Here is a 16114-nt window from a genome sequence, read left to right as displayed (position 1 = left end):
ACCCCTGAACTGCCTTTGATTGGAGTACGCGATGACCGCAAGCCAAGATTTTGTCGTCAAGGATCTTAGCCTGGCCGATTGGGGCCGCAAGGAACTCGATATCGCTGAAACCGAAATGCCGGGCCTGATGGCTGCCCGCGAGGAATTCGGCAAGTCGCAGCCGCTGAAGGGCGCACGCATTTCCGGATCGCTGCATATGACGATCCAGACCGCTGTTCTGATCGAAACGCTGCAGGCGCTGGGTGCTCAGGTTCGCTGGGCTTCCTGCAATATTTTCTCGACGCAGGATCATGCAGCCGCCGCGATTGCCGCAACCGGCACGCCGGTTTTCGCCATCAAGGGCGAAACGCTTGAAGAATACTGGACCTATACCGACCAGATCTTCCAGTGGCCGGACGGAGAACCGTCCAACATGATCCTCGACGATGGTGGTGATGCCACCATGTATATCCTCATCGGTGCACGCGCCGAAGCGGGCGAGGACGTTCTGTCGAACCCCGGTTCGGAAGAAGAGGAAGTGCTTTTCGCGCAGATCAAGAAGCGCATGGCTGCAACGCCGGGCTTCTTCACGCGCCAGCGCGACGCCATCAAGGGTGTGACCGAAGAAACCACAACCGGCGTCAACCGTCTCTACCAGTTGCAGAAGAAGGGCCTCCTGCCCTTCCCCGCCATCAACGTCAATGACAGCGTCACCAAGTCGAAGTTCGACAACAAATACGGCTGCAAGGAATCGCTCGTTGACGGTATTCGTCGCGGCACCGACGTCATGATGGCAGGCAAGGTTGCTGTCGTGTGCGGTTATGGTGATGTCGGCAAGGGTTCCGCCCAGTCGCTTGCCGGTGCAGGCGCCCGCGTGAAGGTCACCGAAGTCGATCCGATCTGCGCACTTCAGGCGGCAATGGACGGTTTTGAAGTCGTGACCCTCGACGATGCTGCTTCGACCGCCGATATCATCGTGACCACGACCGGCAACAAGGACGTGATCACCATCGACCATATGCGCAAGTTCAAGGATATGGCGATCGTCGGCAATATCGGTCACTTCGACAATGAAATTCAGGTGGCGGCACTTCGCAACCTGAAATGGACCAATGTGAAGCCGCAGGTCGATCTGATCGAATTCCCGGATGGTAAGCGTATCATCCTGCTTTCCGAAGGCCGTCTGCTCAATCTGGGCAACGCGACGGGCCATCCAAGCTTCGTCATGTCGGCTTCGTTCACCAACCAGGTTCTGGGGCAGATCGAGCTGTTTACCCGTACCGACGCCTACAAGAATGAAGTCTATGTGCTGCCGAAACATCTCGACGAGAAGGTCGCGCGCCTGCATCTCGACAAGCTCGGCGCCAAGTTGACCGTTCTTTCCGAGGAACAGGCTGCCTATATCGGCGTCACTCCACAGGGGCCGTTCAAGTCGGAACACTACAGGTATTAACCATACATTAAGCATTGCACTACATGTTGAGATCGGGCGGTTGACAAGCCGCCCGGTCTTTCTTTTTGCGTGCAAGATGCTTCACGTGGATTCGCTGGAAGGGTATTGTGTAGGCGAATCAAGGTGTTTGAGCGGGTGTTTGCGTTGTGCGTTTTTTGCCGGTTGTGGCGGGAAGCGGCAGGTGGATTCATCCCCTAAACACCTGAAAACGCGTTGACTATCGTGCACTGTGGCGGCGTGCGTATGGTCGGGCTTTGATGTGTATTGAAGTGTTTTAATACGGCCAATCTGCCTTCGTGGCGGTTTTCATGGCCGGGTGGCGGAGAAAAGGACAACATGCCAGAGTTCGGCGCAACGGGGATTTTGCGGAATGTTTCCGCAATGGTTACTGGCAGGCAATGGCGTCCTGCCGCCCAAGTTGCAAAGCCGTTCGCCTGGCTTGCTTCGAAAAAAGCCCTGATGAAGGCTTCCGTTTCCCTCGCGACGCTTTTTACAGCCGTGCCCGCCTTTGCACAGGGCACGGAATCGGCGCGCATCGCCCTGCCCTTCGGCGGCGGCAGTATCGGCGCGTTCGAGGTCATCCAGTTTTCCATGTTCCTCGGCGTGATGGGCGCAGCTCTTCTTTCTGCTGGCTGGCTGATCCGCGAACGATCGCGCGTCGCCGCAGAAAACAAGGAACTGCGTTCCAAATTCGCCGACCTCAATCTGGTCGCCCAGCGCAATGAAGCCCTGCTCAACCTCAAGGATCAGCGCATTGTGGTCTGGGACGGTCACGGCTCACGCGCTGAAGTCGTTGGGCTATTGCCGGATGAAAGTGCTGCCCCGCAGGATCGTTCGACCTTTCTGGCTTTTGGCCGCTGGCTGCGTCCGCAATCAGTGGTGGCGCTTGAGCGCGCCATTGGAATGCTGCGCGAACAGGCGCGGGCGTTCGATCTGACGGTTGAAACCGTCAATGGCACCCTGCTCGACGTGCGTGGGCGCACATCGGGCGGCTTTGCTGTGGCCCGTTTCCTGAGCCTGCAAGGCGTGCAGGCGGAACGTGCAGCACTACAGGCGCAAAACCGTGAGTTTTCCGATCGTATCGAGCTTTTCCGGCGTCTTCTCGACCGGATCGACCAGCCAGTATGGACTCGCGACGCCGGTGGCCGCGTCGAATGGGTCAACGCCGCCTATGCGCAGGCGGTCGATATGGCGGATGCGAGCCAGGTCATTTCAGAAGGGCGCGAGCTTTTCGGCGCACAGGCGCGTCAGCGTCTGGAGCGCGACCGCTTTGCCGAGCCTGTCCTGCAGGAACAACTGACGGCTGTCGTACACGGTGACCGCCGTCTTTTCGATGTGACGGATGTCAGCGCGGAAACAGGGTCTGTCGGGCTCGGCTTCGACCAGACCGAAGCGCAGGCTGTGCGTGAAGAACTGAACCGCACAATGAAGAGCCATGCCGAAACGCTGGACCAGCTTTCGACCGCAGTGGCGATTTTCGATCCCGAGATGAAGCTGCAATTTTTCAATCAGGCTTTCGCGAAATTGTGGTCGCTCGATACCGCTTGGCTGGAATCGCAGCCCAGCAACACGCTGATCCTCGACCGCCTGCGTTCGGAAGGCAAGCTGCCCGAACAGCCGGAATGGCGCAAGTGGAAGGATTCCGTCCTTTCGGCCTATCGCGCTGTCGAGCCGCAGGAACATATGTGGCATCTGCCCGATACGCGGACGATGCGTGTTGTCTCCAACCCGCACCCGCAAGGCGGTGTGACGTGGTTCTTCGAGAACATGACCGAAAAGTTCGAACTCGAAGGCCGCTACAATACGCTCATCAAGGTACAGGGTGAAACGCTCGACCATCTGGCGGAAGCCGTGGCGGTGTTCGGTTCCGATGGCCGCATCCGGCTTTCCAACCCGTCCTTTGCCGATCTCTGGGCGCTGCCGATGCCGCTCATCGTCGAAGGCACGCATATTTCATCGATAGCCAAGATCTGCGGCGAGCGTGGCGGCAACGGTCTGTGGGACGATTTCGTTTCCACCGTCACCGGTTTCCTCGACACGCGCGACGGACGCATGGGGCAGGTGGAACTGGACGACGGCGCCATTCTTTCCTTCGCCGTGGTGCCGTTGCCGAAGGGCCAGACCATGCTGACCTTTATCGACGTCACCGATACGGTGCGTGTCGAACGGGCGCTCAAGGAAAAGAACGAGGCGCTGGAACTGGCCGACCAGATCAAGAACGATTTCGTCCAGCACGTTTCCTATGAGCTGCGTTCACCGCTCACAAACATCATCGGCTTTACCGAACTGTTGCAGACTCCGGCTTTCGGGGCGCTCAACGAGCGCCAGATCGAATATCTCGACCATATCAGCACATCGTCATCGGTATTGCTTACCATCGTCAACGACATTCTCGACCTGGCGACCGTCGATGCAGGCATCATGGAACTGGAGGTCGGCGAAGTTTCCGTCGTGGAAGCGATTTCTGCTGCTGCCTCCCGTGTCGGTGAGCGCATGCGCGACCACGATATCGGGCTCGACATCGACATTGCCGACGATGTGGATGTGTTCAAGGCCGATGCGAACCGCGTCCGGCAGGTGCTTTTCAATCTCCTGTCCAACGCCACCAACTATGCGCCGGAAGGCTCCAGCATCCAGCTACAGGTGGCGCGCGAGGGATCGGAAGTGGTCTTTGCCGTGCACGACGATGGTCCCGGTATGCCCGGAGAAGTGCTTGATACGGTCTTCAAGCGCTTCCAGTCCTATCCGAATGGCGGTCGCCGCCGGGGTGCCGGACTGGGACTTGCCATCGTCAAGAGCTTTGTCGAGCTGCATGGTGGATCGGTCGACATCGATACGGGTTCCGATCGTGGAACAACGGTCATTTGCCGTTTTCCATCGGAAACACGCAGCTTCCGCGTCGCCGCCGAATAAGGTAAAGGGTGCCCATGAGCGCCTCACTATCCAGCATCAGCTATTTCTTGCCCGACGAAGCTGCAACGCAGCGTTTCGGCGAGGATTTCGCCCTCGCCCTGCAGAAGGGCGATCTCGTCACGCTTTCCGGTGATCTGGGGGCGGGGAAATCCTCGCTTGCCCGCGCGATCATTCGGGCCATCGCCGATGATGAAGGGCTGGATGTTCCGAGCCCGACTTTCACGCTGGTGCAAAGCTATGAGACTTTGCGCATTCCTGTTGCTCATGCCGATCTTTACCGTATTTCACACGGCGAAGAGCTGGATGAGCTGGGGCTGCCGGAGTTTCTGGAAGATGGCGTGGTTCTGGCCGAATGGCCGGAGCAGGGCGAGGGGTTCCTGCCTGAACCGTCTTTTGCTGTCACGCTGAGCCATGAAGGGGCAGGGCGGCGCATTGCCGTGTCCGGACCTGTTGCCGCGATCCAGCGGCTGGAACGCAGCCTGGCGATTCGTGCTTTTCTGGACCTTCATGAGCGCACCGACGCAACGCGACGCTATTTGCAGGGCGATGCCTCCCCACGCAAATATGAGACGATCCGCACCGCTGCTCACAGCGTTGAAATTCTGATGAATGCGCCGCAGATGCCCTATGATCCGCCGCTGCGGGACGGAAAATCCTATCGGCAGATTGCGCATCTGGCGGAAAACATTCTTGCCTTTGCTGCCATTGATGGGCTTCTTGCAGGGCAGGGCTTCCGTGTACCGCAAATGCGTGCTGCCGATCTCGATGCCGGTTTTCTGATCCTTGAGAATCTCGGAACCGAAGGCGTACGTGCGGCTTCCGGTGAACCCGTCGCCGAACGCTATGAAGCTGCCGGGCGCTTTCTGGCACATCTGCATGGCATTGCCTGGCCCGATCGTGCGCCGGTGGCTGGGTATCCCGACCACATCATCGCCGGTTTTGATCGCGATGCGATGATGATCGAGGTCAGCCTGATCGGCCAGTGGTATGCGCCGCGCATGATGGGCAGGCAGCTCACGGATGCAGAAAAGCAAGCTTACGAAGCCGCATGGGACCACGTGATCGCCGACATTGCCGATGTTGAGAAGAGTCTGCTCTTGCGCGACTACCATTCGCCGAACCTGTTCTGGTTCCCGGAGGCGGAAGGCAAGGACAAGATCGGCGTCATCGATTTTCAGGATGCGATGATTGGACCGGCAGCCTATGACGTGGCTTCGCTGGCGCTTGATGCGCGTGTGACGATTTCGCCGGAGCTGGAACAGGCTGTGGTCGCTGCCTATTGCGATGAGCGTCGCGCGCTCGGACATGCGTTCGACGAGGCATTGTTCCGCAAGGCCTATGCGGCCATGGGTGCACAGCGCAATGCCAAGCTACTCGGACTTTTCGTGCGGCTCGATGAGCGGGATGGTAAGCCGGATTATCTAAAACACCTGCCGCGCATTTACGACTATCTTGGACGTGTGCTGAAACATCCGGTCATGGCACCGGTGGCAGCGTGGTTCGAGGAATTGGGATTGATGCAGGAAGAGGCCGCACAATGAAAATGCCTGAAATGGCCCCGAAGGCGGCTATGGTTCTTGCCGCCGGGCTTGGCAAGCGTATGCGTCCCATCACCGAAACCATTCCAAAGCCGCTGGTCAAGGTGGCAGGCAAGCCCTTGATCGACTGGGGGCTCGATGCAGCGGCGCAGGCAGGCATTGGCACCGCAATCGTCAATGTGCACTATTTAGCCGACCAACTGGAAGCGCATATTCGTGACCGCAACGATCTTGAGATCGTGATTTCGGACGAACGCGAAATGCTGCTCGATTCAGCCGGCGGCATCGTGAAGGCGTTGCCGATACTCGGAGCGGAGCCTTTTTTCATTTTGAATGCCGACACATTCTGGGTGGGTGACGAGAAGGCCCCCAATCTGTTGGCGCTTGCTAAGGCCTGGGACGCGGACCGGATGGATATCCTCCTGATGACGGCGCGTCTTGATCAGGAAACCGGCTATGAGGGCAAGGGCGATTTCGTCGCCGATGAGAAGGGGCATCTGCGTCGCGCGCGCGATGTCTCCGGCGAGCCGGTAATCTATGCGGGCGCAGGGATCATCCATCCCCGCATTTTCGCTGGCGCCGAGCCGGGTGTGTCCTCGCTCAACCGCTATTTTGATGAAGCGATTGCAGCAGGTCGCCTTTATGGTATGCCAATGACCGGGCACTGGCTGACCGTCGGAACGCCGGAAGCCATCGGCGAGGCGGAGGCGGTACTCACAACATTTGCATGAGGGAGGCAAACGGCATGAGCGCACGACAACCCAGAGATGGGAAACAGCGCCTGTTTTCAATTCCTCCCGGTACGCCGTTTTTGCCTGCTTTTGCCAAAGCGCTTCTGGAAGGACGGCTGGTTGAAGGTTTTCCCGGCGACCCATCCGATCCGCTGGCATTGGCCAATGCGACCATCTACGTGCCAACGCGCCGTGCATCGCGTGCGTTGAGATCGATACTGGTCGATAGGAATCCGGCTAAAAGCGCTATTTTGCCGACGATAAAGCCGCTTGGTGATGTGGACGAAGATGCCGCGTTCTTCAATGCCGGTTCGTCGGGTGTCTTCGATGTTAATCCGCCGATCGGTACGGCGGAGCGACTTCTGCTGCTGGCACGATTGATCCGTCCATGGCGGGAATCGCTCCCCTCGCACGTGCGCGCGCTGTTCGGTGTTGACGACGTTTCGGTTCCGGCAACGACTGCCGATGCAATCTGGCTTGCCCGCGATCTGGCGGGGCTGATGGATCAGGTCGAAACCGATGGGGCTAAATGGAGCGAGCTTGCGGGAATTGCTCCGGAAGACCTCGCCGACTGGTGGCAGGTCACGCTCGGCTTTCTCAACATCGTCACCAATCTGTGGCCGGATATTCTGGCAGAACGCCGGCTTTCAAATCCCGCCGCGCATCGCAACGATCTCATCTGGAGCGAAGTGAAGCGCCTGCGGGATCATCCTCCTGCCGGGCCGGTTATCGTTGCAGGTTCCACCGGTTCCATACCGGCGACTGCCGAGCTCATTTCCGCCATTGCGGACTTGCCGAATGGCGCGGTGGTGCTGCCGGGACTGGACCGCGATCTGGATGATGCCGCCTGGCAGATGCTGGCATCGGCAACCGACAATCCCTCGACCTTCGGTCATCCGCAATTCGGTTTGCGCAAGCTTCTTGATGCAATGCAGACATTGCGCGGGGACGTGGAACATCTGGACGATATGTCCGCTTCCAAACGCCTGCGCGAGCGGGTGGTGAGCCAAGCGCTTCGCCCGGCGGAAACGACTGATGCATGGGGGCAGCTTGCGCGCGATCCAAACACGCAGCGGCCAGCCTTGCAGCAGGCGGCGCAAAAGATTGACCTGATTGAAACCGCCAATGAGCGGGAGGAGGCGCTTGCCGTCGCTCTTGTCCTGCGTGATGCGATCAATGATGAAGGCAAGACGGCAGCGCTCGTCACGGCAGACCGCAATCTGGCACGGCGCGTGGTGGGTGAACTCGCCCGTTTCGGGGTCGATGCCGATGATTCCGGTGGACGGCATCTGCGCGATGTGGAGACCACGACTTTGCTGCGGCTATTGGTCGAGACCGTCTTTAGTCCGGGCGATCCGGTTGCGCTGCTGGCGCTGGTCAAGCATCCGCTGTTGCGGCTGGAAGCGCCTCGTATCGATCGACGCCTTGCCGCCGAAACCCTGGAACTTATCGCCTTTCGCGGTGGCACAGGCCGGGCCTCTGTGCTCGATCTTCCCGCATTTTTCGAGCGGCGGCTGGAGGAAAGCGCCAGCCAGCCGTGGCAACCGGCATGGCACGGCACGGTCACGCCGGACATGATCGCCGCCGCCCGAAATCTCTGCGAAAGCCTGTCGAAGGCCGTAGCGCCGCTGGTGCCTTTCGTGATCACCGGACGCAGGACGGAGATCGGTGAAATCGCGCGCGCCACGGTGGAGGCGCTGGAAAATCTTGCGCGCAATGAAAAGGCCAGCGTCGCGCCTTTCTATTCCGGGGAACGCGGAGAACAGCTCGCTGCCTTTTTGCGCGGTCTGGTTTCGAGCGAAGCCGGGCTCGATTTCGAGGCCTCGGAATGGCCTGCCGTCCTGGATGCCCTGATGGCGGGCGAGACGGTCAAGCCGCATCCGGGCGGTCATCCGCGCCTCTTCATCTGGGGTGCGCTGGAAGCACGCCTGCAAACCATGGATACGGTGGTGATCGGCGGCCTCAACGAGGGGAGTTGGCCCGCCCGCACCCGCAACGACCCGTTCATGTCGCGCCCGATGAAATCGATGATCGCGCTTGATCCGCCCGAACGCCGCACCGGCCTTGCCGCCCATGACTTCCAGATGGCGCTCGGCATGGATCATGTCGTACTGACGCGCTCACAGCGTTCCGATAATGCGCCGACCGTTCCCTCGCGCTGGCTGCAGCGGCTTGAAACTGTGCTGGGCGCAGATGTGACCGCCGAAATGCGCAAGCGTGGGGCGCGTTTCATCCAGTGGTCACGCGAAATCGATCAGGCGCCCGACGTGCCTTTCGTCAAGCGCCCGGAGCCTGCACCGCCGGTCCTTGCACGCCCGAAGCATTTTTCGGTAACGGAAATCGAAACACTGCGCCGCGATCCTTATGCTATCTTCGCCAAGAAGATACTAAAACTGCGGCCGCTGGAGCCTTTGATCCGTGACCCCGCTGCCGCCGAGCGCGGCACCTTGTTCCACGATATTCTGGGGCATTTCACGCAAGAGGCAATCGATCCACTGGCGCCCGACGCTGCAGAGCGGTTGATGGAACTGGGGCGCGTCCTTTTTGCCGACATGGATTTGCCGGTCGAAATCGAGGCTGTGTGGTGGCCACGCTTCACGGCGCTCATTCCGCAGTTTCTGGCTTGGGAACGCGAGCGCGCCTATAATGTCCAGACCCGCTTTGCCGAGATTTCATCCGACAAACGTGAGGTCGAAGGGCTTGGCATCACGCTTTCCGGTCGTGCGGACCGCATCGATCTGATGCGAGACGGAACAGCGGAGATCATCGATTACAAGACGGGATCGACACCATCGCCCAAACAGGCGCATGTGTTGCTGTCGCCGCAGCTTGCACTGGAAGCAGCACTTCTGGTACGCGGTGCATTCCGGGAACTCGGCTCGGTCCGCGCATCCGATCTGACCTATGTGCGCCTCAAGGCTGGTGGCGAGGTAAAGCCGGAATCGATCCTCAAGATCGGACGACCGCCATCGGAAAAAACCGCACCGGCGCTCGGCGAGGAATCCTGGCAGCGGCTGGCGCAATTGCTGGCGGAGTACCAGAAGCCGGATAAGGGCTACCTGTCGCGCGCATTGCCGTTTCGCGAAACGGACCTGACGGGCGATTACGACCATCTGGCGCGGGTGCTGGAATGGTCTGCTGGCGGTGACGCGGGCGGGGAGGGCGGCGAGTGAAAAAAGCACCGATTATTCCGGAAGAAACGCTGCGGGCGCAAAGCAACGCGGCAAATCCGGAGGCTTCTGTCTGGGTGTCCGCCAATGCGGGTTCCGGCAAGACCCATGTTCTGACCGAACGTGTTATCCGCCTGCTGCTGGAGGGCACGGACCCGTCCAAGATTCTCTGCCTCACCTACACCAAGGCGGCTGCGGCGGTGATGCAGAACCGCGTGTTCATGCGGCTTTCAGAATGGGCTGTCCTGCCCGATATCGAACTCGCCGAACGCCTGAAGTCGCTCGAAGGCCGCAGACCGGGCGATGCGCGTCTTGCTGCAGCGAGACGCCTGTTTGCGCGCGCACTCGAGACACCGGGCGGACTTAAAATCCAGACCATCCATGCTTTCTGCGAAGCGATCCTGCACCAGTTCCCGCTTGAGGCGAACATTGCAGGCCATTTCGAGATGATGGACGATCTGATGCAGGCAGCCCTTGTCGGTGAAGCACGGCGTCAGTTGCTCGAAACCGCGCATGGCGGCGGCGATATCGAGCTCGCAGCGGCCTTCGCCGACGTTCTGCAGGCAGCGGGCGAGATGGGGCTGCAATCGCTTCTGGATGAGGCCGTAAGCAGGCGCAACGGCTTGCAGACCTATATCGCCGAACTGGGCGTGGCGGCGCATCGCAGCGAAGCGCTGCACCGGGCTTTCCGCTTCGACCCGCAAACCAGCGAAGATGATCTTGTCGCCGATCTCTGGCCGATACCGGAATTTTCCGACGATGCGCTCGACCTTATCATGTCGATCCAGAAGGGTGCGTCGCGCGCACAGGATTTTGCACTGCAGCTCCGGCGTTTCGAAAAGGTGACAAGCCAGCGTGACCGGGAAGCCGTGTTGCGCGCAGCCTTCCTGAAAAGCACAGGCGAGCCCAAATCCGGTTCCTATGTCGGTTCGGCGGCGGTCAAGAAGCTTCTGCCGGATTTCGAAGAGGATTTCGACACGGCAGCGGCGCGTGTTGAACAGGGGCTCGATCGGTTGAAGGAATTGCGCCTTGTGCGGCTCAATCTGGCTGCGCTCACGCTGATCGATAATCTGCTGCAACGCTATCACGACCTGAAACGTCGGCGTGGCCTGCTCGATTTCGAGGATCTCATCACCCGGACCGTGGCGTTGCTCGCCCGAAACGGGGCAGGGCAGTGGGTGCAGTACAAGCTCGATCGCGGGATCGACCATATTCTGGTCGACGAGGCGCAGGATACCAGTCCCGACCAGTGGCAGGTGATCCGTATGCTGTCGGAAGAGTTTTTCTCCGGCCTCGGCCAGCGTAATATCAGCCGCACGCTCTTTGCCGTTGGCGACGAAAAACAATCGATCTACTCGTTCCAGGGCGCGGTGCCGGAGGATTTCGCGGCGCAGGGGCGGTCCGTCAGTCTTCGCGCGGAAGATGCGGAGCTGAAATTCGAGCGCGTCAGCCTCAATTTCTCGTTCCGATCCGCGCCCGATGTCCTACAGGCGGTGGATGAGGTGTTTGCGAGACCGGAAGCCAATCGCGGCCTTGCGGGTGCAACGGTTCATGAAGCCATTCGTTCCGATGCGCCGGGCGAGGTGGAAATCTGGGATATGCTGACGCCGGAAGTGGTGGAAGAGCCGGACGACTGGCGCGAGCCGGTCGATCATCTGGCAGCACCTGCTGTCCGGCTGGCGGATCAGATCGCGGCCACCATTCGCCACTGGCTGGATCGCGGCGAACCGATTCCGGGCCAGAACCGGCGGATCATGCCGCGTGACATCATGGTTCTGGTACGAAAGCGCGACCAGTTCATGCCTGCTCTGTCGCGGGCGCTGAAAAACCTGTCCGTTCCTGTGGCCGGTGCTGACCGTCTGCGGCTCACCAGCCATATCGCCATTCAGGATCTTATGGCGCTCGGTCGATTCGTGCTCCAGCCTTCGGATGATCTTTCGCTGGCATCGGTGTTGAAAAGCCCTCTATTCGGCTGGGATGACGACCGGCTATTCGAGCTTGCCCATCCGCGAGGTTCAAGCCTTACGCTGTTCGAGCGGCTTTATCAGGTCTCGCGTGGCGATACCGTGCTGGCCGAAGTGCACAAGACCTTGAGCCGCTGGCGCAATATGGCCGATACGATGCCGGTGTTCGAATTCTATGCACGGATATTGAGTGCGGACGGTGCACGTCGAAAACTCCTGGCGAGGTTGGGGCCAGAGGCTGGCGACATCATCGATGAATTCCAGAATTATGCGCTTTCTGCCGAGCGCGCCGGTCTGCCCGGCCTGCAGGCTTTCCTTGAAACGCTGGAAGCGGCATCGCCGGAAATCAAGCGCGAACTCGATCAGGGACGCAATGAAGTGCGCATCATGACTGTCCATGCCGCCAAGGGGCTGGAAGGGGCGGTGGTGTTTCTTGTCGATCCGGGAAGCGCGGTCTGGACAGGCAGTCGCGCGCCGAAGCTCATTCCTTTTGACTTTTCGCACGATAATCCGTCGGTGAAAGGCTATCTCTGGCAACCGAATGCCGGATGCCAGACCGGTTTTACGACGGCACAGATCGAGACGCTGAAAACGCGGGCCGAAGAAGAATATCGCCGCCTGCTTTATGTCGGTATGACGCGGGCCGAAGACCGGCTCATCATCTGCGGTTATCGCGGCACGCGCGAAAGCGGCGAGACATGGCACCGCCTTGTCGAGGATGCGCTGGCCACCAAGGCCGAAACATTCGTGCACCCCGTTCTGGGTGTTGCCGCAAGGCGTTATCGCAATACCCCGCGCGGAATGGTCGAGATTGCCGATCAGGATAGAACCGAGGACCATGCGCTGCCGTCACCGCCGCTCGACTATTTGCGACCGATAAAGCCGGAAACCGGACTGCCGCGACCGCTGGCGCCGTCCGGCGCATCCGCGCTGATCGAAGCCGACGAGGAACCGCCGCTCGATACGTTTTCGCCGGTTCTGGGGCCGGACAGTGGGACGCCAGCTTTTGCGTTGCGACGCGGCACGGCGATCCATATGCTGCTGCAATATCTGCCGGATGTCCCACAGGATGGGCGTGAAACGCTGGCACGTGACTATCTTGATCGGATCGCTGCCGACTGGCCGGAAACGGAGCGCCAGATTGCCTGGCAAAGTGTGCGGACCATTCTGGACGATCCGACTTATGCGCCTGTGTTTGCAGAAGGCTCACGCGGGGAGGTTGCCATCATGGGCACGATCGAGCTTGGCGGGCGCGATCATGCCGTGTCCGGTCAGATCGACCGCATCAGCGTGGATGAAAACCGTGTGCTGATCGTCGACTACAAGACCAATCGACCGCCACCGAAAACTGTTCAAGCGGTTCCTTTCGCCTATCGGGCGCAGCTTGCACTCTATCGCGAATTGCTGGCGCCGCTTTATCCGGGACGGATTGTCGAAACAGCGCTTCTGTTTACCGAAGGCCCATATCTGATGCCGCTGCCGGATTTCGTGCTGAATGAAGCGCTGCAGTCTCTGAAAGACTCTCAAGGAAAGGTGACGAACCAGAACTTGACGGATGGCAGCAGACACGCCACATGATATAGCGAATAAAGAGCGGATTGTGTTGTGAGTCTGAAAAGATGTCTGCCGTTCTTGGTGAGAAAAGAGGATAGCCCTATGGCAACCGTTAAGGTCGATAACAGCAATTTTCAGTCGGACGTTCTTCAGTCGAGCGAGCCTGTCGTGGTGGATTTCTGGGCGGAGTGGTGCGGTCCCTGCAAGATGATCGCTCCGGCTCTGGACGAAATCGCGACGGAAATGGCCGGTCAGGTCAAGATCGCCAAGGTCAATATCGACGAAAACCCTGAACTGGCTGCTCAGTTCGGCGTGCGTTCGATTCCGACGCTTCTGATGTTCAAGGACGGCGAACTCGCCGCCAATATGGTTGGTGCTGCTCCGAAAAGCCGTCTTGCCGACTGGATCAAGGCTTCGGCTGCCTGATCGTTTCAGCATAAGAAATGCAAAACCCGGCCTTCGAGCCGGGTTTTTGTTTAGGCATGTCTTCGAAACCGGTTCCCGCTTTCGGGAGATATGCTCTAGCCCGGTGGTGTGCCGTTATCTCTCAAGACTTCACCCGCAAGATAAAGCGATCCGCCGATCAGGATACGCGGCGGCGCCTCATCCGATGGCCAGGTGTCGCGCAGAAGCTTCAACGCATTGGCAACCGAATGCACAGGCTCTGCCGACAGATTGGCTTTCTGGGCCGCAACCGCCAACTCGTCATTGGGGATACCCGCATCGCTGGACGGAATGGGCACGGTGAAAACATGTCGCGCCATACCGGCAAAGGCTTCGAAATAACCGACCGGATCCTTGGTGTTGATCATGCCGGTGATGAGGAACAGCGGGCGCTCATTGCGCTCCTCCAGATCGCCAAGCGCCTCGGCGATGACTGCCCCCGCACCCGGATTATGACCGCCATCGAGCCAGATCTCAGATGCCGCCGGAGCCATATCCACGAGAGCGCCATGGGTCAACCGCTGCATACGGGCAGGCCAGTCCACTACCATCAACGCCTTCTCGACGGCTTTGTCGGTCAGGCTGAAACCCGCCATCTGCACAGCCTCGATTGCCGCAGCAGCGTTGGAAATCTGGTGGCGCCCGAGGAGGCGCGGCAAAGGCAGGTCGATCAGGCCATCCTCGTTCTGAAACACCATACGGCCGTGCTCCTCGAAGGCGAGGAAATCCTGCCCGTAAACCGAAACCGGACAGCCGAGCCGATCTGCAGTCGAGACGAGAACTTCCCGCGCCGCATCGAAGGGCTGGAAACCGACGACGACAGGACAATCCTTCTTGATGATCCCGGCCTTTTCAACAGCGATCAGCTCCACGCGGTCGCCAAGATAGGCCTGATGGTCGATGGAAACCGGCATGATGAGCGAGACGGCAGGCTCGGTAATGACATTGGTGGCGTCGAAACGCCCGCCAAGACCGACTTCCATGACGACCACATCCGCGGGATGCTCGGAAAAGAGCACAAAGGCCACAGCCGTCAGGATTTCGAAAACGGTGATATGCTGGCCGTCATTGGCCGCTGCAACGCGCTCTATTGCGTCGGCCAGAACATCATCGCTGGCCAGCCTGCCACCGCCCGGCGCTGCTAGGCGATAGCGCTCGTGCCAGTTGACGAGATGCGGCGAGGTATGGACGTGCACATCGAAGCCGCCCGCTTCCAGAAGCGCGCGGCAGAAAGCTGTCGCCGATCCCTTGCCGTTGGTTCCGGCGATGTGGATGACCGGCGGCAGTTTCAGATGCGGGTTACCGAGCTTTTCCAGAAGAGCGCGGATGCGGTCCAGGGAAAGATCGAAGCCCTTTGGATGCAACTGCATAAGCCGCTCGATTGCGGCGGCGGCTTTTTCTGTCACGATCAGGCTGCCTTGTCGGTTGCTTCCGTCTTTTCGCGTTCCGGCGCATCGCTTGTGCCGGGCTGCCGGGTCATGATCTTGAGAAGGCGCGCAATCGTGCCCTTCAATTCCAGACGCGAGACGACCATGTCGACCATGCCGTGTTCCATGAGATAGTCCGCGCTCTGGAAGCCCTCGGGGAGCTTTTCACGGATCGTCTGCTCGATGACGCGCGGTCCGGCAAAGCCGATCAGTGCGCCGGGTTCGGCAATGTGGATATCGCCCAGCATGGCGTAGGAAGCTGTCACGCCGCCGGTGGTCGGATTGGTCAGGACAACGATATAGGGCAGGCCCGCCTCTTTCAGCATTTCCACCGCAACCGTGGTGCGCGGAAGCTGCATGAGCGACAGGATACCTTCCTGCATACGTGCTCCACCGGAGGCGGCGAACAGAACCAGCGGACGCTTCAGCTCGATGGCCTTTTCAAAGCCCTGAATGATCGCTTCGCCGGCACCCATGCCGAGCGAACCGCCCATGAAGCCGAAATCCTGAACGGTGGCAACAATCGGCAGGCCGTCAATGGTGCCGAGGCCGTTGACGATGGCGTCATCCATGCCCGTGCGCGTGCGATAATCCTTGAGACGATCGACATATTTTTTCTCGTCGCGGAATTTCAGCGGATCGACCGGCACTTTCGGAGCTTCAAGCGTGGTGTATTCGCCATTGTCGAAGAAGAAACGCAGACGATCCTTCGCCTTGATGCGCATGTGATGACCCGAGGACGGGATCACAAACTGGTTGCTCTCAAGGTCCTTGTGAAACACCATTTCACCGGTCGACGGATCCTTGATCCAGAGGTTTTCCGGCATTTCACGACGGCCGAGCATCGAATTGATCTTCGGACGGACGTAGTTGGTGATCCAGTTCATGACGTTTGCTTCCGTTTCTTGTTCTTCGGCAAAGAGCTTCAGCCGCTTAGCACT

8 protein-coding genes and 1 pseudogene are annotated in these 16114 nt (G+C 59.6%); 7 read left to right on the top strand and 2 right to left on the bottom strand.

Annotated elements, in window-relative coordinates; all coding sequences use genetic code 11:
- Positions 1 to 31 precede the first annotated feature (31 nt).
- From ahcY to trxA, 7 genes and pseudogenes are all read left to right on the top strand, one after another.
- A complete protein-coding gene (gene ahcY, locus ACYSN1_RS07585; protein WP_461725069.1) occupies positions 32 to 1432 on the top strand; it encodes an adenosylhomocysteinase in 1401 nt (466 codons plus the stop codon).
- Positions 1433 to 1891: 459 nt separating this feature from the next.
- Positions 1892 to 4345 (top strand): sensor histidine kinase, encoded by a 2454-nt coding sequence (locus ACYSN1_RS07580; protein ID WP_461725299.1) that lies wholly within the window; start codon positions 1892 to 1894, stop codon positions 4343 to 4345.
- Positions 4346 to 4359: 14 nt separating this feature from the next.
- A pseudogene (gene tsaE, locus ACYSN1_RS07575) lies at positions 4360 to 5896 on the top strand (tRNA (adenosine(37)-N6)-threonylcarbamoyltransferase complex ATPase subunit type 1 TsaE).
- Positions 5883 to 6614 (top strand): nucleotidyltransferase family protein, encoded by a 732-nt coding sequence (locus ACYSN1_RS07570; RefSeq protein WP_461725068.1) that lies wholly within the window; start codon positions 5883 to 5885, stop codon positions 6612 to 6614. The pseudogene tsaE and the gene ACYSN1_RS07570 overlap by 14 nt, the downstream one beginning before the upstream one ends.
- A gap of 14 nt (positions 6615 to 6628) precedes the next feature.
- A complete protein-coding gene (gene addB, locus ACYSN1_RS07565; RefSeq protein ID WP_461725067.1) occupies positions 6629 to 9787 on the top strand; it encodes a double-strand break repair protein AddB in 3159 nt (1052 codons plus the stop codon).
- Positions 9784 to 13326, top strand: a complete 3543-nt coding sequence (gene addA, locus ACYSN1_RS07560; RefSeq protein ID WP_461725066.1) for a double-strand break repair helicase AddA — start codon at positions 9784 to 9786, stop codon at positions 13324 to 13326. The genes addB and addA overlap by 4 nt, the downstream gene beginning before the upstream one ends.
- A gap of 78 nt (positions 13327 to 13404) precedes the next feature.
- On the top strand, positions 13405 to 13728 hold the full coding sequence (gene trxA, locus ACYSN1_RS07555; protein ID WP_006473274.1) for a thioredoxin: 324 nt from the start codon (positions 13405 to 13407) through the stop codon (positions 13726 to 13728).
- Between the two features lie 95 nt (positions 13729 to 13823).
- Here trxA and ACYSN1_RS07550 read toward each other — a convergent pair whose 3' ends face one another.
- Both ACYSN1_RS07550 and accD read right to left on the bottom strand, forming a co-directional pair.
- Entirely contained in the window at positions 13824 to 15116 is a 1293-nt protein-coding gene (locus tag ACYSN1_RS07550; protein WP_461725298.1) for a bifunctional folylpolyglutamate synthase/dihydrofolate synthase, read from the bottom strand.
- 38 nt (positions 15117 to 15154) lie between these two features.
- Entirely contained in the window at positions 15155 to 16060 is a 906-nt protein-coding gene (gene accD / locus ACYSN1_RS07545; protein WP_461725065.1) for an acetyl-CoA carboxylase, carboxyltransferase subunit beta, read from the bottom strand.
- Positions 16061 to 16114 lie beyond the last annotated feature (54 nt).

It is taken from the genome of Brucella sp. LJL56, from assembly GCF_054871705.1.
The sequence above is the reverse complement of the archived record's forward strand: the minus strand, read 5'-3'. Positions and strand labels throughout refer to the sequence as shown.

Coding starts and splice junctions, on each gene's coding strand:
- ACYSN1_RS07570 (WP_461725068.1), top strand. CDS start 5,883: ATGAAAATGCCTGAAATGGCCCCGAAGGCGGCTATGGTTCTTGCCGCC.
- addB (WP_461725067.1), top strand. CDS start 6,629: ATGAGCGCACGACAACCCAGAGATGGGAAACAGCGCCTGTTTTCAATT.
- ACYSN1_RS07550 (WP_461725298.1), bottom strand. CDS start 15,116: ATGCAGTTGCATCCAAAGGGCTTCGATCTTTCCCTGGACCGCATCCGC.
- accD (WP_461725065.1), bottom strand. CDS start 16,060: ATGAACTGGATCACCAACTACGTCCGTCCGAAGATCAATTCGATGCTC.
- ahcY (WP_461725069.1), top strand. CDS start 32: ATGACCGCAAGCCAAGATTTTGTCGTCAAGGATCTTAGCCTGGCCGAT.
- trxA (WP_006473274.1), top strand. CDS start 13,405: ATGGCAACCGTTAAGGTCGATAACAGCAATTTTCAGTCGGACGTTCTT.
- ACYSN1_RS07580 (WP_461725299.1), top strand. CDS start 1,892: ATGAAGGCTTCCGTTTCCCTCGCGACGCTTTTTACAGCCGTGCCCGCC.